Raw genomic sequence first — 25,791 nt, 5'->3', positions numbered from 1 at the left:
CCTATCGGGAGTCTGATATGTCTACTGCAGCGCAAGTACGTCCGCCATTGCCACCCTTCAACCGCGAGTCGGCGATCGAGAAAGTGCGTCTGGCCGAAGATGGCTGGAATTCCCGCGATCCGCAAAAGGTTTCGCTGGCCTACACCCTCGACACCAAATGGCGCAACCGCGCCGAGTTCGCCAACAACCGCGAAGAAGCCAAAGCCTTTCTGACGCGCAAGTGGGCGAAAGAGCTGGATTACCGCTTGATCAAAGAACTCTGGGCCTACTCCGACACGCGCATCGCCGTGCGTTACGCCTATGAATGGCACGACGATTCGGGCAACTGGTTCCGCTCTTATGGCAACGAGAACTGGGAATTTGATGAGCAGGGGCTGATGTTCCAGCGCTATGCGTGCATCAATGACCTGCCGATCAAAGAGAGTGAACGCAAATTCCGCTGGCCACTGGGCCGCCGCCCGGATGATCACCCAGGCCTGTCCGACCTGGGCTTGTAGCCAACACCGTTCCAAATGTGGGAGCGGGCTTGCTCGCGAAGGCGTCGTATCAGCTAACCTTTATGTCACTGTCACACCGCCTTCGCGAGCAATCCCGCTCCCACAGTGGATTGTGTTTCAGCCTCAAGTTCCCGAACTAGGGGCAACACCCGCTCACCGAAATATTCCACTTCTTCCTGAAAGTGCAGAAACCCCGCCAACACCAGATCCACACCCACCGCTTTCAACGCCACGATCCGCTCGGCGATCTGTAACGGCGTACCAATCAAATTAGTCTTGAAGCCGTCGTTGTACTGCACCAGATCCTCAAAGGTTGATTTCGCCCAGTTGCCTTCACCCTCCGGCGACGCTCTGCCCGCCTGTTTCGCCGCATCGCCAAACGCGCTCACCGCTTGCGGATCGGCCTGATCGATGATCTGCGCCAACACCGCTCGCGCTTCTTCTTCGGTGTCGCGGGCAATCACGAACGCATTGACGCCAATTTTCACCGAATGATTATTCGCCGCTGACTTGGCACGAATATCGTCAACCTGCGCCTTGATCCCTTCGACGCTGTTGCCGTTGGTGAAATACCAGTCCGACACCCTTGCCGCCATGTCCCGTGCTGCCCGCGAGCTGCCGCCCTGAAAAATCTCTGGTCGACCCAGCGGTTTTGGCTTGAGGGTGTAATGGTCGAAACGGTAGAAATCGCCGCGAAAGGTGAAGTTGTCCTGACTCCACACACCGCGCAGGCAGCGAATGAATTCTTCGGAACGGCGATAACGCTCGTCGTGCTCCAGCCAGTGCTCGCCAATCGCCTGAAACTCGCCTTTGAACCAGCCGCTGACGATGTTCACCGCGATGCGGCCGTTGGTGAGTTGATCGATGGTCGCCAGTTGCTTGGCCGCGAGCGCCGGCTGCCACGGGCCGGGCAGGAGCGCGGCGATGACTTTGAGCTTGGTCGTCGCGGCCAGCAGTGCATGACTGAACGCAACCGACTCATGCTGAAACTCGGCGCCATAACCGGCGGTGAAGCGGATTTGCGTCAGCGCGTATTCAAACCCGGCGGCTTCGGCGATTTGTGCCAGTTTGCGGTTGTAGTCGATGCCCCAATCGGTGCGCTGTTCGATCTTGCTGACCACCAGCCCACCGCTGACGTTTGGCACCCAGTAGGCAAATTTGACGGGTTGCTGGCTCATTGGCGTGTCCTCGGGATGTTTTGGGAGATGGGAGAGGTAGAGCAGCAAGTGTGCCAGCCTGAAAATGCCCGGTTTTGTTGGGTTTATCGGTTGTGCAGATGTTTTGCAGAAAGAGATTTGTTGGCTGCATGTTGGGTGGGCAACAGTGGGGTGATGGGGGGCTGGAGTGGCGTCTTCGCGAGCAGGCTCACTCCTACATTTGAAATGCGTTCCCCTGTAGGAGTGAGCCTGCTCGCGATTGGGCCTTACGGGTCGCCGCAACAGTTGGATACAGGTAACATAACCGCCCTCCCCGCAGCTCCCGTTCTGCGCCCTGCCGAATAAGCCGATTCCATGCCCTTCGAACTCAGCGTTGACCTCACCACCCTGGCGATTCTCGCCCTTGTCGCTTTCGTTGCCGGTTTCATCGACGCCATCGCCGGCGGTGGCGGTCTGTTGACCACACCCGCGTTGCTCACCGCTGGCCTGCCGCCGCACCTGGTGTTGGGCACCAACAAACTCAGTTCAACATTCGGCTCGGCGACCGCCAGTTTCACCTTCTACCGCCGCAAGTTGTTCCATCCACGGCAATGGGTTCACGCCATTGTCGGCACACTGGTCGGCGCATTGACCGGTGCCGTCGTCGCCCATTACCTGCCAGCCGAATGGCTGAACAAGATGCTCCCGGTGATCGTCTTTGCCTGCGGCTTGTACCTGTTGTTCGGCGGCACGCCCAAAGCGCCACTGGACAGCGATGCGCCGATCAAAAAGAAATGGCAATCGACCCAAGGCTTCAGCCTCGGTTTCTATGACGGTGTCGCCGGCCCCGGTACCGGCGCATTCTGGACGGTGAGCAGCCTGCTGCTGTACCCGATCGATCTGGTCAAGGCCAGCGGTGTGGCGCGCAGCATGAACTTCGTCAGCAACATTGCGGCGCTGTCGGTGTTCGTGTTTTCCGGGCAGGTGGACTGGATCATCGGCCTGAGCATGGGCCTGTCGGTGATGGTCGGCGCGTTCTTTGGTGCGCGCACCGCGATCAGCGGCGGCGCCAAGTTCATTCGCCCGGTGTTCATCACCGTGGTGCTGGGTTTGACCGTGCGCCTAGCCTGGCAGCACTGGTTCAGCGTGGCCTAAGCGCCGCGCCACGTAGACGTCGATCAGGTAACGGGCAATCGACTTGGACGCCGGCAACGGCGGCAGGTCGCGCACGTTGAACCACTGGGCGTCCTCGATCTCGTCTTCCTGACAGACAATCTCGCCCCCCGCGTATTCGGCATGGAAGCCGAGCATCATCGAATGCGGGAACGGCCAGCACTGGCTGCCCAGATACTCGATGTTCTTCACCTCGATCTGCACTTCTTCGCGCACTTCCCGAATCAGGCATTCCTCCGCCGACTCGCCCGGCTCGGCAAACCCGGCCAGCGTGCTGTAGACCCCGGTGACGAAACGCGGTGAGCGCGCCAGCAGAATCTCGTCGCCGCGAGTGATCAGCACGATCATGCTCGGCGAAATGCGCGGATAACTGCGCAGGTCACACGGCTGGCAATACATCGCCCGCTCGCGCGACACCTGCGTCATTGCCTGTCCGCAGTTGCCGCAGAATCGATGCTCGCGCGCCCAAGTGCCAATCTGCGCGGCGTAACCGAGCACTTTATAGATCGTGTGATCGCCCTCGAGCATGAACGCCCGCAGACCTTTCCAGATGCACCCCGGCACCTCGCTGGCGCTGCGCAACTCCAACAGATACACCGGCTCGCCGTCGAGATGGCCAATGCCGTGCTCGGTGAGGACTGACAAGTCCTGACGCTTGAGCCATTCCCGGGGGAACAGCGCGCCGTTGTCATCGAACAGAAAGCCTTCCGGGCTGCGCGCGACGGCCCAGCCGCCCGGTTGATCGGTGTCGAGTACTGCAGTGGTCCAGCGAGCTGTCATGGTTTCTCAGTCCAGGAATTCGGGTTTCTGTTTGCTCATATGGGCGGCCATGGCCACGCGCAAATCGGTGGATTGCAGCATGGCGGCATTCCAGGTGGCAACGTATTCGAGGCCGTCGTCGATGCGATGGTCGCGCATGTAGCTGATCATTTCCTTGGTACCGGTGACCGCAATCGGCGACTTCGAGGCGATTTCGCGAGCGATGTCGAGCACGCCTTCGAGCAACGTGTCTTTGTCGCTGTAGACGCGATTGACCAGGCCAATGCTGCGCGCCTCGTCAGCGCCGAAGGTGCGACCGGTGTAGGCCAGCTCACGCAGCATGCCGTCACCGATGATCCGTGGCAACCGTTGCAAAGTGCCAACATCGGCGGCCATGCCGATATCGATTTCCTTGATCGAGAATTGCGCGTCTTCGGCGGCGTAACGCATGTCGCAGGCAGCGATCAGGTCGATCGCGCCGCCCAGGCAGTAACCCTGAATCGCCGCGAGCACCGGTTTGCGGCAGTTATCGACGGCGTTGAACGAGGCTTGCAGAGTGAGGATCTTGCGCCGCAGCAGGCGCGCGTTGCGGCCGACGTCCTTGCCCAGCTCATTGGCGACACCGGCGAGCATCATCAAATCGATGCCCGAGGAGAAATGTTTACCGTTGCCGCTGAGCACCACCACGCGCACTTCGTCGGTGTCGTCGATCCACTGGAAGATCTCGACGATCTCGCTCCAGAACGCCGCGTTCATCGAGTTGATCTTTTCCGGGCGATTGATCTGCACATGGGCGATGTTGTCGGCCAGTTCGACGCTGAAGGCGGAGTATTGAGTCATGGCAGTGATCCTTTACCGGGCAGAAAATGAGGCCCGAACTATAACAAGGCATCACGGTGGCGGTTCGGACAAATGCGGGACTGACTTCAAAAGATGTAGTGCTTGGGATGGCCCCTTCGCGAGCAAGCCCGCTCCCACAAGGGGAATGCATTTCAAATGTGGGAGCGGGCTTGCTCGCGAACGGCCGCACCGCCGATTCAGTTGCCCTTCACCGCAACGAACGCCGCCGTCTCATAAGGCACCGTCACCACATCCCTGCCCCGCAACTCAGGCTCGGATGAGATCAACGCGCGAATCTGCTCATCCACCCTCGCCCGCTGCGCCTCTGGCAGCGAGGCAATAAAACTGGTCGAGCGCACCCGATTGAACAGCACATCCTCCGCCGAGCCGGTATGACCATTGTGAAACTGTTGCACCTGCAACGGCCCAAACGCCGGATGCGGAAACGCCTTGCGCCATTCGCCGGTGTAATAACGCGGTGTATCGCCCTCCAGCGCATTGACGATGGCGTCCAGCTTCGGCACCCAACTGACTCGCGTATCACGCAGGTTCCAGATCAACCCGAGCCTGCCGCCGGGCTTAAGTACCCGAGCGATTTCCGTCAGCGCCTCTGCACTGGCAAACCAATGAAACGCCTGCGCACAGACCACCACATCCACCGAGGCATCCGGCAAGGGCAAATCCGTCGCCGTGCCGTGTACAGCCAGCACCTGCGGCCAGGCATCGGCGAGTTTTTCCAGCATTTGCGCCACCGGTTCAACGGCAATCACCTGCGCGCCCGTCGCTACCAACCGGCCAGTGAACTTGCCGGTACCGGCGCCCAGATCGATCACGGTTTGGTGATTATCCAGCCCCAACGTTGCGCTCAGCCAGGCGCTGACTTGAGGCGGGTAATCCGGGCGTCCTTTGACGTAGGTATCGGCAGCGGTTTTGTAGCCGCCAGTGGCGTGATGGAGCTGATCGTTCATGGCAGTTCCCCTATATGGCAGAGCTTCGGATCAACGGCAGACGCTCACGAGCATAGCGCCGGAATTTGTGCCTCACTTGAACAGTCACTGACAAAGCAATGAATAAAATTTCACGCTGTGGTGTTCAAAGTGAAACATAACCTCCTGTGGAGCCTTGCCCATGACTATCCGTTCCGTTATGTTCGCCGCCCCGTTGCTGCTGGTCGCCGCGATGTCCAGCCATTTGGCCTTCGCCAACGGTGATGAAGACGAGCCGGTGAAGAAGCCCGAATGCCCGAAAGGCCAGGTCTGGGACAGTAAATCGCAGAAATGCGTGCTGCAAACCAGCAGCCTGTTGCCGGACGCCGATCGCACCGACTACGCCTATCGACTGGCCAAGGACGGGCGCTACGAAGAAGCCCTGGCACTGCTCGACACACTGAAACAACCGAACACCGCCAAAGCCCTCAATTATCGCGGTTACGCCACGCGCAAACTGGGGCGCACCGACGAAGGCATCGGCTATTACCTGCAGTCGGTGAAACTCGATCCGCAGTACGCGCAAGTGCGCGAATACCTCGGCGAAGCCTATGTGATCAAAGGCCGCGTCGACCTGGCGCAAGAACAGTTGCAGCAGATCAAATCGATTTGCGGCACGTCCTGCGAGGAATATCAGGATCTGGCGCAAGCCATCAACGACTCATCGAAAACCTGACCTATCACAGCGGAGGCCATCATCGTCAGCGATCAGGCATTCAGAGCGGAACTCGGACAGCATCTGGCGCGATTGTGGCGCTACGGTTTGCTGCTGTCGCGCAATCGGCATGTCGCCGAGGATCTGGTGCAGGCGACGTGTGTGCGGGCACTGGAGCGTTCTGCTCAATACGCGGCGGGCACGTGCATGGATCGCTGGCTGCTGAGCATTCTGCATTCGATCTGGCTCAATGAAGTGCGCGCCCGCCGGGTACGCAACGGCGCCGGCCAAGTCGATGCCGACGGTCAACTGGCGTTTGATGGCGAGTACGCGGCGCAGACACACGTGATGGCTGCGCAAGTGATTCGCCGCGTTGATGCGTTGCCCGAAACCCAGCGCGAAACCGTGTATCTGGCCTACGTCGAAGGATTGTCTTACCGCGAAGTCGCCGAGATCCTGCAAGTGCCGATTGGCACGGTGATGAGCCGCCTCGCCACCGCGCGGCTGAAACTCGCCGAATACCCGCCGCTGCAAGCCGTACCGAAAGCCACCGAAGGAGATTGCTGATGAACACGCCTTCGGATGAGCAATTGGTCGCTTACCTGGACGATGAACTCGACCCCGACTATCGCCGCCAACTCGACGACGCTATCGCCGACGACCCGCTACTCAATCTGCGCGTGCAATGGCTTGCACGCAGCAACCTGCCGTACAAAAACGCCTATGACGAACTGGCGCAACAAGCACCGATGGAGCGCTTGCAGGCGCGGCTTGATGCGATCGCGTCGCCAGAACGTCCGGGAATAAGTCGACGCTGGTTCATCGGCGCGGCGGCGGCAGCGCTTGTCTGCGCAGGCGTACTGGCCGACCGCGTGGTGCTCGGTTGGCAAGCGAAACAATCGCACAACTGGCGTGAATTGGTCAGTGACTACATGGCGCTGTACGTGCCGCAAACGCTCGCGCACTTGCCTACCGACGACGCCACGCAACGGGCGCAACTGCAGACCGTGGACAAGCGATTGGGTCTGAACCTTTCAACGGCAAAACTGAAACTGCCCGGAGCCGAATTCAGGCGCGCGCAAGTCCTCGAATACGACGGCGTGCCGATCGCGCAGATCGTCTATCTTGACGCCAAATACGGGGCGCTGGCGCTGTGCGTGACGCGATCGAACAGCGGCAGTCGGCCAATCGCCCAGGAACACCGGCACAACATGAACGTCGTCTATTCGACCGAACGCGAACATGCCTGGATGCTCATCGGTTACAACCCCCCCTCCGAGCTGGCAGGGATGGCCAAGTCACTGATCAGTACTCGACTCTAATGTTGTCGAGGCTGAACCAGTCTCCGGTCGGACACGTAATCTTGACGAACTTGATTCCCGCTGCGGCGAACGAAACCCCTACCGGAGTGCTGTATGAAGCCCCGAGGAATTGGCTGCCGAGCAGCGCTCCGTCAGCGGCGAAATATTCCGCAAAGCTGTCACCGAAGTTGACACTCACATGATAGAAGCTGATTTTTGAACAGGCCTTCTTCAATTCCAGTTCTACGACGACCGGTTTCGGATTAAACGCATCGCGACCAATGCTCAGCACTTGGCCTTCGATCTGGCCGGGGAATGATTCGCCGATGTCAGAACGCTGCATGATTGCGCATTCGCCGTCGCCCGACTGGAAGGTGAATTTGAGGTTCGACGTTTCCATGACGCCTCCCTGTTTCACCGCTTGTGGGCTGGCGCTGGTGAAGTCCTCCAGCAGCGTGGCGGGAGAGTCGAAGACTTTGTAGTCGATCGTCTTGTACGTCACGGCCGCACCCTCGTCATTGCTTCCGTCGAAAGACACCTTCAACTCCAGCGTGACCGCACTGCCCGGTTTGAATCTCTCAAGCTCTGCGCGGGGCAAAGTATTGTCCAGACCTACAAGCACTTCAGGCGCCGTAACAGGTGCTCCGTTGGCAATCAGGATTTCGTACGGCGAACCGCTGCGATCAATGCCGATCAGGCGAAACCAGCGTAATTGGCCGGCCGCCATCGCTGCCCACGACTTACAGACCGCCTGAGCCGGGCCGATGAAGGCCCCCATGTCCAGCGTGTCACCCAAGGCTTGAGCAATGCGAGGCAGGGGCAGCTGCCAGTTGCCGTGCGCGATTGGCTGCACGATGACGTCAACGGCGATTGATGGTTGTGAACCACCAGCGCGCAACAATTCCCAGTAAAGCTTGACGGTTCTACCGTGATTGGCAGCCAGTACTGCGGGTTTGAGCAAAAAGTTGGCACGCTTGTTTTTATTGAAGCCGATGGCTGCAAATACCGGAGAACCCAGCAGCGGCCTCCCCTCTAACATCAAGCGTGCCTGATCGCCGTCCTGTGCATCCGGGTAGTCCACGCGCGCAGTAAGGCCGTCCGGGAAGGCCAACGGTTCAATTTCGCTGCCGGCGCCGACCAGCGTCGGCGGTTCCAACTCGGAGGCCGCAGAACCCGTAATGCTGATTGTCAGCGTTTCTGAACGATCCAGCGAGACACCGCCGCTCACCCGTGTGTAGTGAAAAATTGCTTTACCGCCTGCCGCCGCAGCGAAGTGCGCATAGGGCACAGGAATCGAATACATGAACGGTGTGTTCTTGATTGTCTCGATGAGGGTCACGGCTACTTCGTCGCCACTGGCAGGGCGGAAGGTGCAGCGCAAGTGGATTTCATCGTCCTTCAACCAACTGCGCGGCACATAAATCTGCGCAGTGGCCGGCTTGCCGTCCAGCTTGCTCAAATCAATTGTGTCCGGGTCATCTTCGGCATCGTTCGGGTCTTCGCTGACAATCGGTGGGTCGTACCAATTGCCTTTGAGATTTACATAAATGTGTTGAACCGCTGAATCGGGATTATTGGTGTCCGGGCCGTTCCCGGCACAGTCGTACACGGTGTAGCTCAGCGGGAAGTCCCGATGATCGCCCGCTGCAATGAATGTTGCTTCATCGATGGTCATTGCCACTGGCAGACCGCTGTCAGCCTCCGCCTGATTCACTACGTGCTTCAAAACCACGCCGTTGCAATTGAGCAGGATCGTATCGAACGCTCTCATCAGCGGATAAAAAACACTTACGTTGACGCCATCGCGCGCACGGTCGGCGTTCACGCCCTCATCGCGGATTGCCTGCGCGATCTCCAGCGCCAGCTCCGAGTGGCCCTCGTTACCCGGATCGAAATCCACACCGCCTGGGCGCTTGCTGTGAAACCAAAGCAGCAATGGATGCGAAGTTTCGTGCTCCACACCGGCCCGCTCAAAGCCGTACTCAAGCGTGTTGACCGCGTCCTTCCACTGCTTCGCCGGTACAAACAGGGTCGCCTGCTGGCTCTCCTCGCCTGCAGCAATGATTTTTTTATCAACCACCGCACCGTTCAGCCGCAACAGCAGCGAATCATTTGCCACCGTGCTCAACGATGGCTCAATGAATACTTTCACGCCTTCGGGATTGAGCTGAGTCAGCGCAAGTTGTACGGCGCCATCGACCGGTTGCGGTGCGGTCACCGGTTCTTTCATTCCGGGAACAATAGGCTTGTCGAGAGTTGGCGCGGCCATCGGCTTCAGTCCTTTGCGAGGAGACGGGATTGATCAGGGCAGGAACCTGTCCCCTGTATCAAATCCCGTAACACCGAAGGCCGCAACTGTCAGATCTGACAGGGTGTTCAAAAACCCAGCGGTCAACCGCCGGAAAAAATCACTTGAATGACGGCAACCAAAGTCGAAAGCGAGCGCCGCCCAACGGCGAAGCTTCTACCGTCAAAGCGCCGCCCTGTGCTTCCAGTGCACGGCGACTGATTGCCAGCCCGAGACCGAATCCGCCCGTAGCGCGATCACGACTGCGGTCGAGGCGATAGAACGGCTCGAAAATCCGCTCACGCTCGTCATCCGGAATTCCGATACCGTCATCGTCGACCCAGATTTCACAACCTTCATCCTTGACCTGCACGCCAATCTGAATGCGTTTCTCGCAATAACGCATGGCGTTGCGCAGCAGGTTCTGGATCGCCCTGGCAGTCAGGCGCGGATCCAGCGAAAAACGCTCAAGCTGCCCGTGCAACAACACGTCGATGACGATTTCCGGCGATTCCAGTTCTTCATCGACACTGCCCAGAATGCTGTCGATAAACTCATCCAGCGAGACTTCGACCTGTTCCGGCAACTGCGCCGGGTTCTGCAAGCGGCTGTAGGAGAGCAACTCCAGCACCAGTTCATCGAGTTCACGAATGTGCGCGACCAGTCCTTGCAGACGTTCGCGGCTGGCCGCCGGCAGATCATCGGACAAGGCCAACGCAAGGCCGAAATCCAGACGCGTCAACGGTGTGCGCAGTTCGTGGGACACCGCATTGAGCAGATCGCGTTGCTGATTGAGCAGGTTCTCTATGTCGCCGGCCATGGTGTCGAAAACGTTGGCGAGACTGCCGATGTTCGAGCTGCGGGCGATCTTCGTACGTTCGCTCAAATGGCCTTTGCCGAAACGTTCGGCGGTGCCTTTGAGGCGCTCGAGATCGCGCCAGTGCGGGCGCAACCACAGCAATAGGCATGCGAGCAACGACGCGCCGATCAGCACGTTGATGCTCCAGTACAACAAGTTGACGTCCATCGGATCCGGCGGCACCACCATTTGCACCGCAACGTCATCATTGAGCGGCGCCACCGCCAGCGTGCGCCAGCCCCAATCACCGATGCGCACGACGTTTTCGCCACGGCGCAGGCGTTCCTGCTCGATGGCGGTGAAGTCGGCGCTATCAATACGGGCGAGGACGATGTGCAGCGGCTGAAAGTCTTTGTCCATCGACTGCGCCAGCGCCGGCCACTGATCTTGCGGCACGGCGCGGAACTGCTTGGTGATCAACGATTGCAGACCACGGGAATAATCGAGGTTGTAGGTGACAAAGCGTTCGCGGAACGCCATCACCACCAGATCCGGCACCAGATAAATCGCCGCGCTGTACGAGATGATCGTCACCAGATACAGGCGAAACAGGATGCGAAACATCAGCTCAGCATTCCCATTCCGAACGGCTGAACAGGTAACCCTTGCCCCACACGGTTTTGATCTTGCGCGCCTCGCCGGCGTGATCATCAAACTTGCGACGCAACTTGGAAATCGCCACGTCCACCGAACGATCGGTGCCGTTGAATTCGATGCCGCGCAGGCGTTGCAGAATCTGATCACGGCTGAGCACTTCGCCGGCATGCCGGGCCAGCACCACCAACAGGTTGTATTCGCCGCTGGACAGTTCCACCGGTTGATCGCGCCAGGTTACGGTGCGCTCGGACAGGTCGATGCACAGATTGCCCATCAAGATACGGTCGTTGGCGGTCACCGGTTCGCCGAGGCTGCTGCGCCGTAACAACGTACGGACGCGGGCGAGCAAGACTCGCGGCTCGCAGGGTTTGGTGACGTAATCGTCGGCGCCCATTTCCAGGCCGAGCACTTGATCGTGACTGTCATCGCGCGCGGTGAGCATCAGGATCGGCAGCGTCGCCGAGTCGGCGCGCAGCAGGCGACAGACCTGTAAGCCATCAAGCCCCGGCAGCATCAGGTCGAGAATCACCAGATCCGGCGGATTGATCCGCGCCCGTTCACGCACGTGATCGCCACGGCCAATGACGCTGACGCTGTAGCCGTTACGTTCGAGGTAGCTGGAAATCAGTTCGGCGAGGGCGGTATCGTCTTCGACCAGGAGGATGTTGGGCATGGGTGTTCCAGAAAAGTGCTGTGGCGACTGATAAATCCCAATCGCGAGCAGGCTCACTCCTACAAGTGATTTGTGGTCAACACAGAACAGTGTAGGAGTGAGCCTGCTCGCGATGGCGGTTCATCTGTCGCAATAAATTTCAAGGGCTAAAGGATATACGCCCTCACCCGCCCCTGAGTAAAACCCTTACACAATTTCACACAGCGCCTACAAAGCTTCACCGCTACTCTCGGCGACTGTCCGTAGGATGCGGGCATCAATATTGGGGGTAGTACATGTCGAACAAACTGCTGGCCGGGCTCGGCCTGATCGCATTGGCGCTGACGCTGAGCGCGTGTGATTCATCTTCGAACGCCGAAGAACAGGCGCCGCCGGCCACGGTGCGCATCGAAACCCTTGAAGCCCGCCCGTTAACGCTGAGCAGCGAACTCAGTGGCCGCATCGCCGCGCCGCGTATCGCCGAGGTGCGCGCACGGGTGGCTGGCGTGGTGCTGGAGCGCACCTTCCGCGAAGGCAGCGACGTCAAAAAAGGTCAGGTGCTGTTCCGCATCGACCCGGCGCCGTTCAAGGCTGACCTCGACAGCGCCGAAGCCGCGCTGCGCAAGGCCGAGGCCAATGCGTTTCAGGCCAAGTTGCAGGAACAGCGTTATGCGCAGCTGATCGGCGACAAGGCCGTCAGTGCTCAGGATTACGACAACGCCCGAGCCACCGCTCGCCAAACCGCCGCGGACGTCGCGGCCAACAAGGCTGCCATTGAACGAGCGAAACTGAGTCTGGGTTACGCCACCGTCACTGCGCCGATTTCCGGGCGTATTGGCCGGGCGCTGGTGACGGAAGGCGCGCTGGTCGGGCAGAACGAAACCACGCCATTGGCGCTGATTCAGCAGCTCAACCCGATTCACGCCGACGTCACTCAGTCGACCCGTGAACTCAATGAACTGCGCCGTGCGTTCCGCTCCGGGCAGTTGCAGCAGGTCGGTCAGGATCAGGTCAAAGCCACGTTGATTCAGGATGACGGCAGCCTTTATCCACTGCCGGGCAAGTTGCTGTTCGCTGATATCACCGTCGATCCGGGCACCGGCCAGATCATCCTGCGCAGCGAATTCCCTAACCCGGATCTCGATTTGCTGCCGGGCAGTTTTGTCCGCGTGCGTCTGGAGCAGGCAACCATTGCCAATGGCCTGACCGTGCCGCAACGCGCCGTGCAACGTGACAGCGCCGGTATCGCTCAGGTGCTGACGGTCGATGAGCAAATGCGCGTCGCCCTGCAACCGGTGCAACTGGGCGCGGTGCAGAACGATCGCTGGATCGTTACCGGCGGCCTCAAGCCCGGCGACCGCATTGTCATCGAAGGCCTGCAACACGCCCGTCCCGGCGAGAAAGTGCAGATCGACGACACCCCTCTTCCACTTGCCCAGACCTCTGGTCAGTAAGCAGGACGCTTTTATATGCCGCAGTTCTTTATCGACCGCCCGGTGTTTGCCTGGGTGGTCGCGTTGTTCATCCTCTTGGCCGGCGCGCTGGCCATCCCGCAATTACCGGTGGCGCAGTACCCCGACGTCGCGCCGCCACAGATCGAAATCTATGCCGTGTACCCCGGCGCCTCGGCGCAGACCGTCGATGAAAGCGTGGTCAGCCTGATCGAAGAAGAACTCAACGGTGCCGATCACCTGTTGTACTTCGAATCGCAGAGCAGTCTCGGCAGCGCGACGATCAAAGCCACGTTCCAGCCGGGGACGAATCCCGAGCTGGCACAGGTTGACGTGCAGAATCGCTTGAAAGTGGTCGAGTCGCGCCTGCCGCAAGCGGTGAATCAGCAAGGCTTGCAGGTGGAGAAGGTTTCTTCTGGCTTCCTGCTGTTGATCACCCTGACGTCCAGCGACGGCAAGCTCGATGACGTAGCGCTCAGCGATTACCTCGCGCGCAACGTGATGAACGAGATCAAGCGTCTCGACGGCGTCGGCAAGGCGCAGTTGTATGGCGCCGAACGCGCGATGCGCATCTGGGTCGATCCGCAGAAACTGATCGGCTTCAACCTGACCCCGGCCGACGTCAATGCCGCGATCACTGCGCAAAACGCTCAAGTCTCCGCTGGCAGCATCGGTGATTTGCCGAATCCGTCGAGTCAGGAAATCACCGCGACGATTCTGGTCAAAGGCCAATTGTCGACGCCGGAAGAATTCGCCGACATCGTGCTTAAGGCCAATCCGGACGGTTCCACGGTGCGCATCGGTGATGTGGCGCGGGTCGAGATCGGCAGTCAGGAATACCAGTTCGGCACGCGCCTCAATGGCAAACCGTCCACCGCCGTCGGCGTGCAGCTGTCGCCGGGCGCCAATGCACTCGCCACTGCAACCCTGGTGCGGGCGAAAATGGATGAGCTGTCTCGCTACTTCCCGGCTGGTGTTGAATACAAGATCCCGTACGACACGTCACCGTTCGTAAAGGTCTCGATCACCAAAGTGGTTTACACCTTGGGCGAGGCGATGCTGTTGGTGTTTGCGGTGATGTTCCTGTTTCTGCAAAACATCCGTTACACGCTGATCCCGACGCTGGTGGTGCCGGTCGCTTTGATGGGTACCTTCGCGACCATGTTGGCGCTGGGTTTCTCGATCAACGTACTGACCATGTTCGGCATGGTGCTGGCCATCGGCATTCTGGTCGACGATGCCATTGTGGTGGTGGAGAACGTCGAGCGGATCATGGCCACCGAGGGTTTATCGCCCAAGGAAGCCACGCGCAAAGCGATGACGCAGATCACCGGCGCGATCATCGGCATTACGTTGGTGCTGGTCGCTGTGTTTATTCCGATGGCCTTTATGCAGGGCTCGGTCGGGGTGATTTACCAGCAGTTCTCGCTGTCGATGGCGACCTCGATTCTGTTCTCGGCGTTCCTTGCCCTGACCCTGACCCCGGCGTTGTGCGCGACATTGCTCAAGCCGATTGCCAAGGGCGAGCATCACGAGAAAAGCGGATTCTTCGGCTGGTTCAACCGCCGTTTCGAGCAACTGACCGAGCGTTATCAGGGCTGGGTCGGCTATGCGCTCAAGCGTACCGGTCGTTATCTGCTGATTTACGTGGTGCTGCTGGTCGGTCTGGGCCTGTGCTTTATGCGCCTGCCCTCCTCGTTCCTGCCGGTTGAAGATCAGGGTTACACCATCACCGACATCCAGCTGCCGCCGGGCGCGACCAAAAACCGTACGGTGCAAGTGGCCGAGCAGTTTGAAGCGCACAACGCCGGCGAGCCGGGGATCAGTGACAGCGTGGTGATTCTCGGTTTCAGCTTCTCCGGTAGCGGGCAGAACGCCGCGTTGGCGTTCAGCACACTCAAGGACTGGTCTGAACGTGGCAGCGATGACTCGGCCAGTTCGATTGCCGACCGTGCCAACGCCGCCCTTAGCCAGATCAAGGATGCGATGGCGTTTGCCGTGTTGCCGCCGCCAATCGATGGCCTGGGCACCTCCAGCGGTTTCGAATTCCGCTTGCAGGATCGCGGCGGCCTCGGCCACGCGACACTGATGCAGGCGCGCACAGAGTTGCTCGCTGCTGCAGAAAAAAGCCCGGTGCTGATGAACGTGCGTGAAAGCGCACTGGCCGAAGCGCCACAAGTGCAGCTTGAAGTCGACCGTAAACAGGCGAATGCCTTGGGTGTGTCGTTTGCGGATATCGGTAACGTGCTGTCCACGGCTGTCGGTTCCTCGTACATCAATGACTTCCCCAACCAGGGCCGTATGCAACGTGTGGTGGTGCAGGCCGAAGGTGATCAGCGCAGTCAGGTCGATGATCTGCTGAAAATGCACGTGCGCAACAACGCCGGAAAAATGGTGCCGTTGTCGGCCTTCGTCCAGGCCAAATGGATTCAGGGCCCGGCGCAGTTGACGCGTTACAACGGTTATCCGGCGATTGCGATTTCCGGTGAGCCGACACCGGGGCACAGCACCGGTGAGGCCATGGCTGAGATTGAGCGCCTGGTCGCGCAAGGGCCGAAAGGCCTGGGTCAGGAGTGGACGGGGCTGTCGTTGCAGGAACGTTTGTCTGGCAGTCAGGCGCCGATACTGCTCGGGTTGTCGCTGCTGATTGTGTTCCTGTGTCTGGCGGCGCTTTACGAGAGCTGGTCGATTCCGACTTCGGTGTTGCTCGTAGTGCCGCTCGGCGTGCTCGGCGCGGTACTGGCGGTGACCTTACGGGGCATGCCCAACGATGTGTTCTTCAAGGTCGGTCTGATCACCATTATTGGTCTGTCGGCAAAGAACGCGATCCTGATCATCGAGTTCGCCAAGAGCCTGTATGACGAAGGCCATGACCTGATCGACGCGACGTTGCAGGCGGCACGACTGCGTCTGCGGCCGATTGTGATGACATCGCTAGCGTTCATTCTTGGTGTTGTGCCGTTGGCGATTGCGACCGGCGCCAGTTCGGCGAGTCAGCAGGCGATTGGTACGGGGGTGATTGGCGGGATGATCACGGCCACGTTGGCGGTGATTTTCGTGCCGGTGTTCTTCGTCGTCGTCATGAAGCTCGTACACCGCTCCAAAAAATAATGCACCCCCTGTAGGAGCTGCCGCAGGCTGCGATCTTTTGATCTTTAGAACCAGGGTCAAAAGATCGCAGCCTGCGGCAGCTCCTACAAAAGCCCTCTGGCGTGCGCTATGGTGCTGGGACAGTTCGCTAACGTGAGTCCTCATGCGCTTTCTTGCCCGCACCCACCCTCGCCTGTCCGCCGCCGCACTGGTCGGTCTCGCTACCGGACTTCTGGCCCCCGCCGATTCCATCGTCAGTAAAATCCTCATTGGCTGGAACGCCGGGGTCTGGACATACCTGATTTTGATGTTGTGGCTGACAATCCGTGCGAAAGCGCCCGACGTCCAGCGCATCGCCGAAGTCGAAGACGAGAACGCCGCGCTGGTGTTGTTCGTCGTGTGCATCGCCGCCATGGCCAGCCTTGCCACCATCACCTTCGAACTGGCCGGCAGCAAGGACCTGGAAACCAACCGCAAGTTGATTCACTACGCCTTCACCGCGCTAACGGTGATCGGTTCGTGGCTGCTGATTGGGGTGATTTTCTGTGTGCATTACGCGCGCCTGTATTACACCTGCAAAGACAAGGAGCCGGCGCTGCGCTTCGCCGAAGGGCTGACCACGCCCAATTATTGGGACTTTTTGTACTTTTCCTTCACCATCGGCGTCGCAGTGCAAACCTCTGACGTGGGCGTGGCGACCCGGCAACTGCGCAAGATCGTGCTGTTGCAATCGTTGCTCGGATTTGTGTTCAACACGGCGATTCTGGGTTTCTCGATCAACATTGCTGCCGGTCTGTTTGGTTGAGCGCTGCACAAATCTTCTAGGCGACTCGCCAACAGCAGCGCTAAATTGCCCGAAACTTTGCCCTACAGGTGCGGCATGGACTCTCAAAACTGGATCGATCTGGCCCAGGATGCCGACACCGGCATCGAGACTCTGCGCGCGCATTTCAAGGGGCATGCTTACGATCCGCATTGGCATGACAGCTATCTGGTCGGCATCACCGAACAAGGCGTGCAGCAATTCAACTGCCGCCGCACCAAACACCAGAGCACGCCGGGCAAAGTGTTTCTGCTGGAGCCGGGCGATATTCATGACGGCGACGCGCCTACCGAGGGCGGCTTCACCTATCGCATGCTGTATCTGGATCCGGCGTGGATCGAACGCGAACTTGGCGCCCTGTTCGAAGATGCTCCGCTCAATAGCCAACTGAGTGTCGCCAACACCTTGATCACCGATCCGCAACTGATGCAGGCCACGCAAATGGCCTTTCAGACGCTGCACGGTGGCGAACTGAAAATCGTCCGCCAGACTGCGCTGGACAATCTACTCGGCCAACTCACCCGCCATTTGCACTGGCGCACGCGTTACGGCGCTGACCCGCGCTTGCCGCTGGTGGCGCAAAAGGCTCGCGACTATTTGCATGCCCATGCGCATCAGGACATTGGACTGGAGCAAGTGGCGGCCGCTACCGGTGTTGACCGCTTTCGCCTGACCCGCGCCTTCAAGACTGCGTATGGACTGGCGCCCCACGCGTATCTGGTGCAACTGCGTCTGGCCAAGGCACGGCGCCTGCTATCCAGCGGCGAACAACCGGCTGCGGTGGCGGTGGAACTGGGTTTTTCTGATCAAAGCCATCTCGGTCGCTGGTTCGTTCGCGCTTACGGCCTGACCCCGGCGATGTATCGCAATCGCTGCTCAAATCTTCCAGACATAGCAGCGGGCAAGCACTGAAGATCGGCTTATCGATCTTCAACGGAGTTTGCCTGCGATGCTCTCTACTTTCCCGACGTTACTGCCGTTTTTGCTGTTCGCGTTTGTCGCCTCGATTACCCCCGGTCCGACCAATATTCTGGTGCTGAGCAACAGTGCCCGTTATGGTCTCGTTGCCGCATTGCCAATCATTTTCGGGGCTTGTGCAGCGGCTGCGTTGCTGGTGTTGGTGGTCGGCAGCGGTGCCGGCTCGGCGTTGACGGAATTACCTGGCGTACAGAAAGCCATGCAGTGGATCGGTGTGGCCTGGCTGAGTTACTTGGCTTGGCAGATATTTCGTGCGCCCGCCGTCGAACTGAATACACAACAAACAGGGGCTCGATTAGGGCTGGCGGGAGCGGCCAGTTTGCAATTGATCAATCCGAAGACCTGGATGATGGCATTGGCCGTGGTCAGCGTTTTTGCCGACAACGGTGAAGCCCGAATGACGCATGTGGTGATCCTGTCACTGGTGTTTTTCCTGATCTCGCTTCCTTGTTTGGGCATCTGGGCGCTGCTCGGCGCCGGCTCTGCGCGATGGTTGCGCTCACCGCGCGCGTTGCAACGATTCAACCGTTTGATGGCGATTCTGCTGCTCTGTTCTGCATGGCTGAGCGTGTTGATTTAAGCCGCTCGTCGGTGCTCATACACCGCGCGGCGATCATTTACTTGACGGACGATTTGATTCTGGTGTTTCCTGAAACCGGTTTCAGCGCCTCTCACAGCGACTGAACCTATAAATCCAATAACAAGGTTTCAGACCGTGAACGACTTTTCCGCCGCCCAGCGCAGCCGCGTGACCATGCTTGACGTTGCCGAACGCGCTGGCGTTTCCAAGGCCAGTGTCTCGCGCTTCATTGGCGAAGATCGCGCCCTGCTCTCCGATGCCATTGCCCTGCGCATCGAACAGGCAATCGCCGAACTCGGCTATCGCCCGAATCAAATGGCTCGTGGTCTGAAACGTGGGCGCACGCGCCTGATCGGCATGCTCGTCGCCGATATCCGCAATCCTTATTCAATTGCCGTGATGCACGGGGTGGAAACCGCCTGCCGCGCGCACGGCTACAGCCTGGTGGTGTGCAACACCGACCGCGATGACGAGCAGGAACGCCAGCACTTGGCGCTGCTGCGCTCGTACAACATCGAAGGCTTGATCGTGAACACCCTGGGTCATCATCGCGACGAATTGCACGAACTGCACCGTGAAATGCCGATGGTGCTGGTGGATCGCAAAGTCGACGGGCTCGACAGCGACATGGTCGGCCTGAACAACCCGCACGCCGTGGAAATGGCCCTCACCCACCTTGAGCAACGCGGCTATCAAGAGGTGCTGCTGGTGACTGAGCCGTACGACGGCACCAGTTCGCGTATTGAGCGAGTCAGCAGTTTTCAGCAACAGATCGCCCAGCGCTCGAAGCTGAATGGCGCAGTGCTGGAGACCTCCGACGACCTTGCCGCCGAACTGCAAACCTTTTTGAAAACTTCATCTGCCGGCCCTAAAGCGCTGTTCTGCGCCAATGGCGTGGCGGCGTTGGCCAGCACCCGCGCGCTGAAGGAAATCGGCTGCCGCTTGTTTGAGGATGTCGGGCTGATCGCGCTGGATGATCTGGATTGGTATCCGTTGGTGGGCAGCGGGATTACTGCGCTGGCCCAGCCCACTGAAGAGATTGGCGCGCGGGCGTTTGACTGTTTGTTCAAGCGCTTGCGTGGGGATGATGCGGCGGCGCGGGTGCTGGATTTTGCGCCGGTGTTGGTTGAGCGTGGGTCGACCCGGGGGGATTTGCGGTGACTGTGATGGCCCCTTCGCGAGCAAGCCCGCTCCCACAGGGGATCGCATTTCAAATGTGGGAGCGGGCTTGCTCGCGAAGAGGCCCTAAAGGCTCAGCACAAAAACCACCTGATATTTTTTTGAACAAAAATGAAACCGGTTTCAGAGGTCAATAACAATGAATAAACCCGCCGTTTCCATCAGCCTGTCCAGCTACGGTGCCGAGCTCGTGCGCCAGCGCGGACAAGACTTTTTCATCGACGTTCTGGCCGCCGCTGGTGCCGATCGCATCGAATGGCGCGAGGAATTGCTCACCCGCGAAATCCCCGCGCAACTCGCCGAAGCCACTCAGGTTCTAGGCCTGCAAAGCATCTATTCCTCGCCAACCGAACTGTGGCTCGCCGGCCACGCGCAGCCCAACCCGGAGCTGATCAACGCGCTGCAACACGCCGAAGCGTTCGGTTCGAAATGGCTGAAGGTCTCCCTCGGCTACTTCACCGACACCAACGACCTGCAAGCCTTGGCCCAGCGTCTGCAACAGAGTCCGGTGCAACTGCTGGTCGAGAACGACCAAACCCTGCACGGCGGTCGCATCGAGCCGTTTCAACGTTTTTTCACCGCCGTCGAACAGCACAACCTGCCGATCAAGATGACCTTCGACATCGGCAACTGGCAGTGGCAAGACCAGTCCGCCGCCAGCGCCGCGCGTCTGCTCGGGCGCCACGTCGGTTACGTGCATTGCAAAGCCGTGGCCCGCCGCGCCGACGCCAAACTGGTCGCCGTGCCGCCCGCTGCCACCGACCTGCACGTGTGGGAACAACTGCTGCGGCACATGGCCCAAGGCGTTATGCGCGCCGCTGAATACCCGCTGCAAGGCGAAGACCTGGTGCAACTGACCACTGAACACGTCGCCGCCCTCGCCCGCCTCGGCCAATCCCGTCTGGAGCCTGCTCATGTCTGAGATCGATATTCTCTCGTTCGGCGAAACCATGGCGATGCTGGTCGCTGAGCAGAGCGGTGATCTGGCCACCGTCGAACAGTTTCACAAGCGCATTGCCGGCGCCGACAGTAACGTCGCCATCGGCCTGTCGCGACTGGGTTTCAACGTCGCGTGGCTGAGCCGTGTCGGCAATGATTCGCTCGGTCGCTTCGTGGTGCAGACGCTGGCCAATGAAGGGCTGGATTGCAGCCATGTCGCGGTCGATCCGCAACACCCGACCGGCTTTCAGTTCAAGTCGCGCAGTGACGACGGCAGCGATCCGCAGGTCGAGTACTTCCGTCGCGGTTCGGCGGCCAGTCACTTATCGCCGCGTTCGATCAACGAAACGCTGCTCAGTGCCCGCCATCTGCACGCCACCGGCATTCCGCCAGCGCTGTCCGCCACGGCACGGGAAATGTCCTTCGAACTGATGACGCGCATGCGCAATGCCGGGCGCAGCGTGTCGTTCGATCCCAACCTGCGCCCAAGTCTTTGGGCCAGCGAGCGCGAGATGATCAGCGAGATCAACCGCCTCGCCGCCCTCGCCCACTGGGTGCTGCCGGGGTTGAGTGAAGGTCGTTTGCTCACCGGGTTTGATGATCCGGCGGACATCGCTGCGTTCTATCTCGATCAGGGTGCAGAAGCCGTGGCGATCAAACTTGGCCCGCAAGGTGCCTATTACCGCACGCAGAACATTCAAGGCTTTGTCGACGGTGTGCCGGTGGCTCAGGTGGTCGATACGGTCGGCGCCGGTGACGGTTTTGCGGTCGGGATGATCAGCGCTTTGCTCGAGCACCAGAGTTTTGCCGAGGCGGTGCAACGGGCGAACTGGATTGGCAGTCGAGCGGTGCAGAGTCGCGGGGATATGGAGGGTTTGCCGACCCGCCTGGAGTTATCCGTTGAATTTGAAACCGCTTTCGCGAGCAAGCCCGCTCCCACATTTGGAATGCAGTCCCCTGTGGGAGCGGGCTTGCTCGCGAAGAGGCCCGCATAAGCGCTACATAAATTTGAACCTGCTGCGACAAAAACAACAAGCTCAGGAGCAACGCCATGAAAACTGCAACCCTCGCCGCCCGCCGCTGGTGGTACATCATGCCCATCGTGTTCATCACCTACAGCCTGGCGTACCTCGATCGCGCCAACTACGGTTTCGCCGCTGCTTCGGGCATGGCCGCTGACTTGATGATCACCCCGGGCCTGTCCTCCCTGCTCGGTGCACTGTTCTTCCTCGGCTACTTTTTCTTCCAGGTGCCGGGCGCGATCTACGCGCAAAACCACAGCGTGAAGAAGCTGATTTTCGTCAGTCTGATCCTCTGGGGCGGCCTCGCCACGTTGACCGGTGTGGTCTCCAACGCTTACTGGCTGATCGTCATCCGCTTCATGCTCGGCGTGGTCGAAGCCGCTGTCATGCCGGCGATGCTGGTCTACCTGTGCCACTGGTTCACCCGTGCCGAACGCTCGCGCGCCAACACCTTTCTGATCCTCGGCAACCCGGTGACCATGCTGTGGATGTCGGTGGTGTCGGGCTATCTGGTGCAGCATTTCAGCTGGCGCTGGATGTTCATCATTGAAGGTCTGCCGGCGGTGCTTTGGGCATTTATCTGGTGGCGTCTGGCCGATGATCGTCCGTCCCAGGCCAAGTGGCTCAGCGACGAGGAAAAGCACGATCTGGAAAGCGCCCTCGCCGCCGAACAGGTCGGCATCAAAGCGGTGAAAAACTACGCCGAAGCGTTCCGTTCGCCAAAAGTCATCATTCTCGCCCTGCAGTTTTTCTGCTGGAGCATTGGCGTCTACGGTTTTGTGTTGTGGCTGCCGTCGATCCTCAAGGCTGGCGCAGAAATGGACATGATCGAGGCCGGCTGGCTGTCGGCGCTGCCATATCTGGCCGCGGTGATCGGCATGCTGGTGGTGTCGTGGGGCTCGGACAAATTGCAAAAGCGCAAACGCTTCGTCTGGCCTCCGCTGCTGATCGCCTCGATTGCGTTCTACGGTTCTTACGCCTTGGGCGCGGAACATTTCTGGTGGTCGTACACATTGCTGGTGATCGCCGGCGCCTGCATGTACGCGCCTTATGGGCCGTTCTTTGCGATCGTTCCGGAGATTCTGCCGGCCAATGTCGCCGGCGGTGCGATGGCGTTGATCAACAGCATGGGTGCGCTCGGCTCGTTCGGCGGCTCGTACCTGGTCGGTTACTTGAACAGCTCAACCGGTTCGCCCGGCGCCTCGTATTTGTTGATGAGCGGCGCGTTGCTGCTGTCGGTGGTGCTGACGATTTTCCTCAAGCCCGGCGCCAGTGATCGCGTCGTCGCCAAAGCCGTGGCCACGCGCGCCGTGCCGGCTCACTCCTGAAGAGATTTCTGCCATGAAAAAACACGTCGTGTTGTACAAAAAACTGTCGCCCGCGCTGATGGCTCGCCTGCAAGAGCAGTGCGAAGTCACGCTGATCGATAGCCTCGATGCCGACGGCCTCATGCAACTGCGTGACGCCCTGCCCCGCGCCCAGGGTTTGCTCGGCGCCAGTCTGAAACTGGATGCGGCGCTGCTTGATCTGGCGCCGCAACTGGAGGCCATCGCCAGTGTTTCGGTGGGCGTCGACAACTACGACATCGACTACCTGAGCCAACGAAAGATCCTGCTGACCAACACTCCGGATGTCCTCACCGAAACCACCGCCGACACCGGTTTCGCCCTGATCCTCGCCGCTGCTCGCCGTGTGGTGGAACTGGCAAACATGGTCTGCAGCGGTCAATGGAGCCGCAACATCGGCCCGGCGCATTTCGGCACCGATGTGCATGGCAAGACGCTGGGGATTATCGGCATGGGCCGCATCGGTGAAGCGTTGGCACAGCGCGGGCATTTCGGATTTGGCATGCCGGTGATCTATCACAGCAATTCGCGTAAACCGGCGGTTGAGGCGCGATTTGCTGCGCAGTATCGAAGCCTTGAAGACTTGTTGCAGCAAGCCGATTTCATTTGCCTGACCTTGCCGCTGACGGCGCAGACCGAAGGCTTGATCGGTGCTGAACAGTTTGCGTTGATGCGGCCAGAGAGCATTTTCATCAACATCTCGCGGGGCAAGGTGGTTGATGAGACGGCGATGATTGATGCGCTGCGCAACAACCGCATTCGTGCGGCGGGGCTGGATGTGTTTGAGCGAGAGCCGTTGAACCACGATTCGCCGTTGTTGCAGCTCAGCAATGTCGTGGCAACGCCGCACATGGGTTCAGCCACGCATGAGACGCGCGAAGCGATGGCGCGGTGTGCGGTGGAGAATCTGCTGGCGGCATTAGCTGGGCAGAAACCGGCGAATCTGGTGAATCCGTCGGCTTGGCAGGGCTGAGGTTTTGTAGCGCTTTCAAGGCCGCCTTCGCGAGCAAGCCCGCTCCCACATGGGAATGCATTCCAAATGTGGGAGCGAGCTTGCTCGCGAAGAGGCCGGATCAGTCAATGCAAATCCATCAGCCACTGCGCACCTGCAACAGTCGGTGAATCCAACTGCCTGGCAGGGCTGAGGTTTTGTAGCGCTTTCAAAGCCGCCTTCGCGAGCAAGCCCGCTCCCACATGGGAATGCATTTCAAATGTGGGAGCGGGCTTGCTCGCGAAGAGGCCGGATCAGTCAATGCAAATCCATCAGCCACAGCGCGCCTGCAACAGCCGGTGAATCCAACTGCCTGGCAGGGCTGAGGTTTTGTAGCGCTTTCAAAGCCTCCTTCGCGAGCAAGCCCGCTCCCACATGGGAATGCATTTCAAATGTGGGAGCGGGCTTGCTCGCGAAGAGGCCGGTGAAGACAACACACATTTATCAGGCGCTACGCACCTGCAACAGCTGCGCCGCACACAGCGCAATCCGCGCGCACGCATCCGCCAGTTTCACCCGATCGACCACCAACCCAATGCGAATATGCCCCGCCGCACTCGGCCCGAACGCTTCACCGGCCAACACCGAAACCCCATAACCCTCCAGCAACTGCGAGGCAAACGCCTGCGCGCCCAATCCGGTCTGGCGCACATCGACCATCACAAACATCCCGCCATCCGGCCGGATCGGGTGCAAACCCGGGCATCCGCGCAAGCGATCGCAGACCAGATCCCGGCGCAAGCGATATTCCTCGCGCATCTGCGTGACCTCCGGCAGATCCGTCGCCAACGCCACTTCTGCCGCTTTCTGCACAAAGTCCGGCAGCCCGAACAACATGCTCAACGACAGATTGACCAAGTGCTCAGCCAACGACTTCGGCCCGATCGTCCAGCCAATGCGCCAACCGGTCATGGCGTGGGATTTCGACAGACTATTGATCGTCGCCGTACGCTCGGCCATGCCCGGTAAACTTGCCGGGCTGACGTGCTGTCCTTCATAGAGCAGATCGCTGTAAACCTCGTCGCTGATCAGCCACAGATCATGACGAATGCACAGCGCCGCCAGTTCCTGCCAGATCAGCAATGACAGGCTCGCGCCGCTGGGATTGTTCGGACTGTTGAGCAACATGGCGCGGGTTTTCGGCGTGATGCGCGCAGCGACATCGGCAGGATCCACGCGAAAACCGTTCTCCGGCCGCACCGGCACCGGCACGACTTTCGCCCCGCAAGCACCAAATACCCCTTCGTAAGTCACGTACATCGGCTCAGCGACAATCACCTCGTCGCCGGGATCCAGCAAACATTGCGCCACCGAATACACCGCACATTGCGCACCCGGCATAACGATCACATTGTCAGCATCGACGGCCTGACCACTGCGCCGACGATGCCGCTCGGCAATCAACTTGCGCAACTCCGTACGGCCACGCACTTCGGAATAATGCGTGTCGCCGGCCAACAAACTGTCTATGGCGCCGTGAATGATCGGCAACGGCGTATCGAAATCCGGATCCCCCACACTCAACAACAAAACATCGACCCCCTCGGCGCGCAGCTCCAGCGCGCGGTCGTGAATCTGCCAGGCAGCGGCTCCTTCCCCGGCGATTCGTTGGGTCAAGGCTGAATAGCGCATGTACGTCTCCTGATGGCG

General features: G+C 59.7%; 23 protein-coding genes. 15 read left to right on the top strand and 8 right to left on the bottom strand.

Annotated elements, in window-relative coordinates; genetic code table 11:
• The first annotated feature begins 17 nt into the window (after positions 1–17).
• Positions 18–497 (top strand): nuclear transport factor 2 family protein, encoded by a 480-nt coding sequence (locus ACZZ0D_RS10225; protein WP_463553117.1) that lies wholly within the window; start codon positions 18–20, stop codon positions 495–497.
• Between the two features lie 71 nt (positions 498–568).
• Here the strand turns inward: ACZZ0D_RS10225 and sfnG are convergent, their stop codons facing one another.
• A complete protein-coding gene (gene sfnG, locus ACZZ0D_RS10220; protein WP_463553116.1) occupies positions 569–1,675 on the bottom strand; it encodes a dimethylsulfone monooxygenase SfnG in 1,107 nt (368 codons plus the stop codon).
• Between the two features lie 333 nt (positions 1,676–2,008).
• On the opposite strand from sfnG, the gene ACZZ0D_RS10215 reads away from it, so the two are divergent.
• Positions 2,009–2,788: a TSUP family transporter gene (locus ACZZ0D_RS10215; RefSeq protein WP_053120291.1), complete on the top strand. Its 780-nt coding sequence runs from the start codon at positions 2,009–2,011 to the stop codon at positions 2,786–2,788.
• Here ACZZ0D_RS10215 and nudC read toward each other — a convergent pair.
• The 3 genes from nudC to ACZZ0D_RS10200 all read right to left on the bottom strand — a co-directional run bounded on the left by nudC (position 2,756) and on the right by ACZZ0D_RS10200 (position 5,373).
• A complete protein-coding gene (gene nudC / locus ACZZ0D_RS10210; protein ID WP_463553115.1) occupies positions 2,756–3,586 on the bottom strand; it encodes an NAD(+) diphosphatase in 831 nt (276 codons plus the stop codon). The genes ACZZ0D_RS10215 and nudC overlap by 33 nt on opposite strands.
• 6 nt (positions 3,587–3,592) lie before the next feature.
• Entirely contained in the window at positions 3,593–4,405 is an 813-nt protein-coding gene (locus ACZZ0D_RS10205; RefSeq protein WP_053120295.1) for a crotonase/enoyl-CoA hydratase family protein, read from the bottom strand.
• Between the two features lie 197 nt (positions 4,406–4,602).
• Positions 4,603–5,373, bottom strand: a complete 771-nt coding sequence (locus tag ACZZ0D_RS10200; protein WP_463553114.1) for a class I SAM-dependent methyltransferase — start codon at positions 5,371–5,373, stop codon at positions 4,603–4,605.
• A 160-nt stretch (positions 5,374–5,533) separates the two neighbouring features.
• Between ACZZ0D_RS10200 and ACZZ0D_RS10195 the strand changes: the two genes are divergently transcribed.
• The 3 genes from ACZZ0D_RS10195 (at position 5,534) to ACZZ0D_RS10185 (ending at position 7,368) form a co-directional block, all read left to right on the top strand.
• Positions 5,534–6,067 (top strand): tetratricopeptide repeat protein, encoded by a 534-nt coding sequence (locus ACZZ0D_RS10195; RefSeq protein WP_463553113.1) that lies wholly within the window; start codon positions 5,534–5,536, stop codon positions 6,065–6,067.
• Between the two features lie 63 nt (positions 6,068–6,130).
• Complete coding sequence (locus ACZZ0D_RS10190) at positions 6,131–6,613, top strand: sigma-70 family RNA polymerase sigma factor (protein WP_463554789.1); 483 nt, start codon at positions 6,131–6,133, stop codon at positions 6,611–6,613.
• Positions 6,613–7,368 carry an anti-sigma factor family protein gene (locus ACZZ0D_RS10185; RefSeq protein WP_463553112.1) on the top strand — a complete coding sequence of 252 codons (756 nt, stop codon included), beginning with the start codon at positions 6,613–6,615 and terminating at the stop codon, positions 7,366–7,368. Before ACZZ0D_RS10190 ends, ACZZ0D_RS10185 begins: the two co-directional genes overlap by 1 nt.
• Here ACZZ0D_RS10185 and ACZZ0D_RS10180 read toward each other — a convergent pair.
• The 3 genes from ACZZ0D_RS10180 to ACZZ0D_RS10170 all read right to left on the bottom strand — a co-directional run bounded on the left by ACZZ0D_RS10180 (position 7,352) and on the right by ACZZ0D_RS10170 (position 11,763).
• Positions 7,352–9,616, bottom strand: a complete 2,265-nt coding sequence (locus ACZZ0D_RS10180; protein WP_463553111.1) for a hypothetical protein — start codon at positions 9,614–9,616, stop codon at positions 7,352–7,354. The genes ACZZ0D_RS10185 and ACZZ0D_RS10180 overlap by 17 nt on opposite strands.
• Positions 9,617–9,755: 139 nt before the next feature.
• Entirely contained in the window at positions 9,756–11,057 is a 1,302-nt protein-coding gene (locus tag ACZZ0D_RS10175) for an ATP-binding protein (RefSeq protein WP_463553110.1), read from the bottom strand.
• 4 nt (positions 11,058–11,061) lie between these two features.
• Positions 11,062–11,763: a response regulator gene (locus tag ACZZ0D_RS10170; RefSeq protein ID WP_053120306.1), complete on the bottom strand. Its 702-nt coding sequence runs from the start codon at positions 11,761–11,763 to the stop codon at positions 11,062–11,064.
• A 275-nt stretch (positions 11,764–12,038) separates the two neighbouring features.
• On the opposite strand from ACZZ0D_RS10170, the gene ACZZ0D_RS10165 reads away from it, so the two are divergent.
• The 10 genes from ACZZ0D_RS10165 to ACZZ0D_RS10120 all read left to right on the top strand — a co-directional run bounded on the left by ACZZ0D_RS10165 (position 12,039) and on the right by ACZZ0D_RS10120 (position 24,123).
• Entirely contained in the window at positions 12,039–13,196 is a 1,158-nt protein-coding gene (locus ACZZ0D_RS10165; RefSeq protein WP_463553109.1) for an efflux RND transporter periplasmic adaptor subunit, read from the top strand.
• Positions 13,197–13,211: 15 nt separating this feature from the next.
• Positions 13,212–16,304 carry a multidrug efflux RND transporter permease subunit gene (locus tag ACZZ0D_RS10160; protein WP_463553108.1) on the top strand — a complete coding sequence of 1,031 codons (3,093 nt, stop codon included), beginning with the start codon at positions 13,212–13,214 and terminating at the stop codon, positions 16,302–16,304.
• 142 nt (positions 16,305–16,446) lie between these two features.
• Positions 16,447–17,088 carry a DUF1345 domain-containing protein gene (locus ACZZ0D_RS10155; protein ID WP_426620078.1) on the top strand — a complete coding sequence of 214 codons (642 nt, stop codon included), beginning with the start codon at positions 16,447–16,449 and terminating at the stop codon, positions 17,086–17,088.
• A gap of 75 nt (positions 17,089–17,163) precedes the next feature.
• A complete protein-coding gene (locus ACZZ0D_RS10150; RefSeq protein ID WP_463553107.1) occupies positions 17,164–18,018 on the top strand; it encodes an AraC family transcriptional regulator in 855 nt (284 codons plus the stop codon).
• 37 nt (positions 18,019–18,055) lie between these two features.
• Entirely contained in the window at positions 18,056–18,664 is a 609-nt protein-coding gene (locus ACZZ0D_RS10145) for a LysE family translocator (protein ID WP_463553106.1), read from the top strand.
• A 135-nt stretch (positions 18,665–18,799) separates the two neighbouring features.
• Entirely contained in the window at positions 18,800–19,825 is a 1,026-nt protein-coding gene (locus ACZZ0D_RS10140; protein ID WP_463553105.1) for a LacI family DNA-binding transcriptional regulator, read from the top strand.
• A 157-nt stretch (positions 19,826–19,982) separates the two neighbouring features.
• Positions 19,983–20,765 carry a sugar phosphate isomerase/epimerase family protein gene (locus ACZZ0D_RS10135; protein WP_463553104.1) on the top strand — a complete coding sequence of 261 codons (783 nt, stop codon included), beginning with the start codon at positions 19,983–19,985 and terminating at the stop codon, positions 20,763–20,765.
• On the top strand, positions 20,758–21,777 hold the full coding sequence (locus ACZZ0D_RS10130) for a sugar kinase (RefSeq protein WP_463553103.1): 1,020 nt from the start codon (positions 20,758–20,760) through the stop codon (positions 21,775–21,777). The genes ACZZ0D_RS10135 and ACZZ0D_RS10130 overlap by 8 nt, the downstream gene beginning before the upstream one ends.
• A 56-nt stretch (positions 21,778–21,833) precedes the next feature.
• Positions 21,834–23,132 carry an MFS transporter gene (locus tag ACZZ0D_RS10125; protein WP_463553102.1) on the top strand — a complete coding sequence of 433 codons (1,299 nt, stop codon included), beginning with the start codon at positions 21,834–21,836 and terminating at the stop codon, positions 23,130–23,132.
• 13 nt (positions 23,133–23,145) lie between these two features.
• Positions 23,146–24,123 carry a 2-hydroxyacid dehydrogenase gene (locus tag ACZZ0D_RS10120; protein ID WP_463553101.1) on the top strand — a complete coding sequence of 326 codons (978 nt, stop codon included), beginning with the start codon at positions 23,146–23,148 and terminating at the stop codon, positions 24,121–24,123.
• 462 nt (positions 24,124–24,585) lie between these two features.
• Here the strand turns inward: ACZZ0D_RS10120 and ACZZ0D_RS10115 are convergent, their stop codons facing one another.
• Positions 24,586–25,773 (bottom strand): pyridoxal phosphate-dependent aminotransferase, encoded by a 1,188-nt coding sequence (locus ACZZ0D_RS10115; RefSeq protein ID WP_159812343.1) that lies wholly within the window; start codon positions 25,771–25,773, stop codon positions 24,586–24,588.
• Positions 25,774–25,791 lie beyond the last annotated feature (18 nt).

It is taken from the genome of Pseudomonas sp. AC193 (genome assembly GCF_979258075.1).
Note: the sequence above shows the minus strand (reverse complement) of the source record. Positions and strands in the feature narration are given on the sequence as shown.

Coding starts and splice junctions, on each gene's coding strand:
- ACZZ0D_RS10225 (WP_463553117.1), top strand. CDS start 18: ATGTCTACTGCAGCGCAAGTACGTCCGCCATTGCCACCCTTCAACCGC.
- sfnG (WP_463553116.1), bottom strand. CDS start 1,675: ATGAGCCAGCAACCCGTCAAATTTGCCTACTGGGTGCCAAACGTCAGC.
- ACZZ0D_RS10215 (WP_053120291.1), top strand. CDS start 2,009: ATGCCCTTCGAACTCAGCGTTGACCTCACCACCCTGGCGATTCTCGCC.
- nudC (WP_463553115.1), bottom strand. CDS start 3,586: ATGACAGCTCGCTGGACCACTGCAGTACTCGACACCGATCAACCGGGC.
- ACZZ0D_RS10205 (WP_053120295.1), bottom strand. CDS start 4,405: ATGACTCAATACTCCGCCTTCAGCGTCGAACTGGCCGACAACATCGCC.
- ACZZ0D_RS10200 (WP_463553114.1), bottom strand. CDS start 5,373: ATGAACGATCAGCTCCATCACGCCACTGGCGGCTACAAAACCGCTGCC.
- ACZZ0D_RS10195 (WP_463553113.1), top strand. CDS start 5,534: ATGACTATCCGTTCCGTTATGTTCGCCGCCCCGTTGCTGCTGGTCGCC.
- ACZZ0D_RS10185 (WP_463553112.1), top strand. CDS start 6,613: ATGAACACGCCTTCGGATGAGCAATTGGTCGCTTACCTGGACGATGAA.
- ACZZ0D_RS10180 (WP_463553111.1), bottom strand. CDS start 9,616: ATGGCCGCGCCAACTCTCGACAAGCCTATTGTTCCCGGAATGAAAGAA.
- ACZZ0D_RS10175 (WP_463553110.1), bottom strand. CDS start 11,057: ATGTTTCGCATCCTGTTTCGCCTGTATCTGGTGACGATCATCTCGTAC.
- ACZZ0D_RS10170 (WP_053120306.1), bottom strand. CDS start 11,763: ATGCCCAACATCCTCCTGGTCGAAGACGATACCGCCCTCGCCGAACTG.
- ACZZ0D_RS10165 (WP_463553109.1), top strand. CDS start 12,039: ATGTCGAACAAACTGCTGGCCGGGCTCGGCCTGATCGCATTGGCGCTG.
- ACZZ0D_RS10160 (WP_463553108.1), top strand. CDS start 13,212: ATGCCGCAGTTCTTTATCGACCGCCCGGTGTTTGCCTGGGTGGTCGCG.
- ACZZ0D_RS10155 (WP_426620078.1), top strand. CDS start 16,447: ATGCGCTTTCTTGCCCGCACCCACCCTCGCCTGTCCGCCGCCGCACTG.
- ACZZ0D_RS10150 (WP_463553107.1), top strand. CDS start 17,164: ATGGACTCTCAAAACTGGATCGATCTGGCCCAGGATGCCGACACCGGC.
- ACZZ0D_RS10145 (WP_463553106.1), top strand. CDS start 18,056: ATGCTCTCTACTTTCCCGACGTTACTGCCGTTTTTGCTGTTCGCGTTT.
- ACZZ0D_RS10135 (WP_463553104.1), top strand. CDS start 19,983: ATGAATAAACCCGCCGTTTCCATCAGCCTGTCCAGCTACGGTGCCGAG.
- ACZZ0D_RS10130 (WP_463553103.1), top strand. CDS start 20,758: ATGTCTGAGATCGATATTCTCTCGTTCGGCGAAACCATGGCGATGCTG.
- ACZZ0D_RS10125 (WP_463553102.1), top strand. CDS start 21,834: ATGAAAACTGCAACCCTCGCCGCCCGCCGCTGGTGGTACATCATGCCC.
- ACZZ0D_RS10120 (WP_463553101.1), top strand. CDS start 23,146: ATGAAAAAACACGTCGTGTTGTACAAAAAACTGTCGCCCGCGCTGATG.
- ACZZ0D_RS10115 (WP_159812343.1), bottom strand. CDS start 25,773: ATGCGCTATTCAGCCTTGACCCAACGAATCGCCGGGGAAGGAGCCGCT.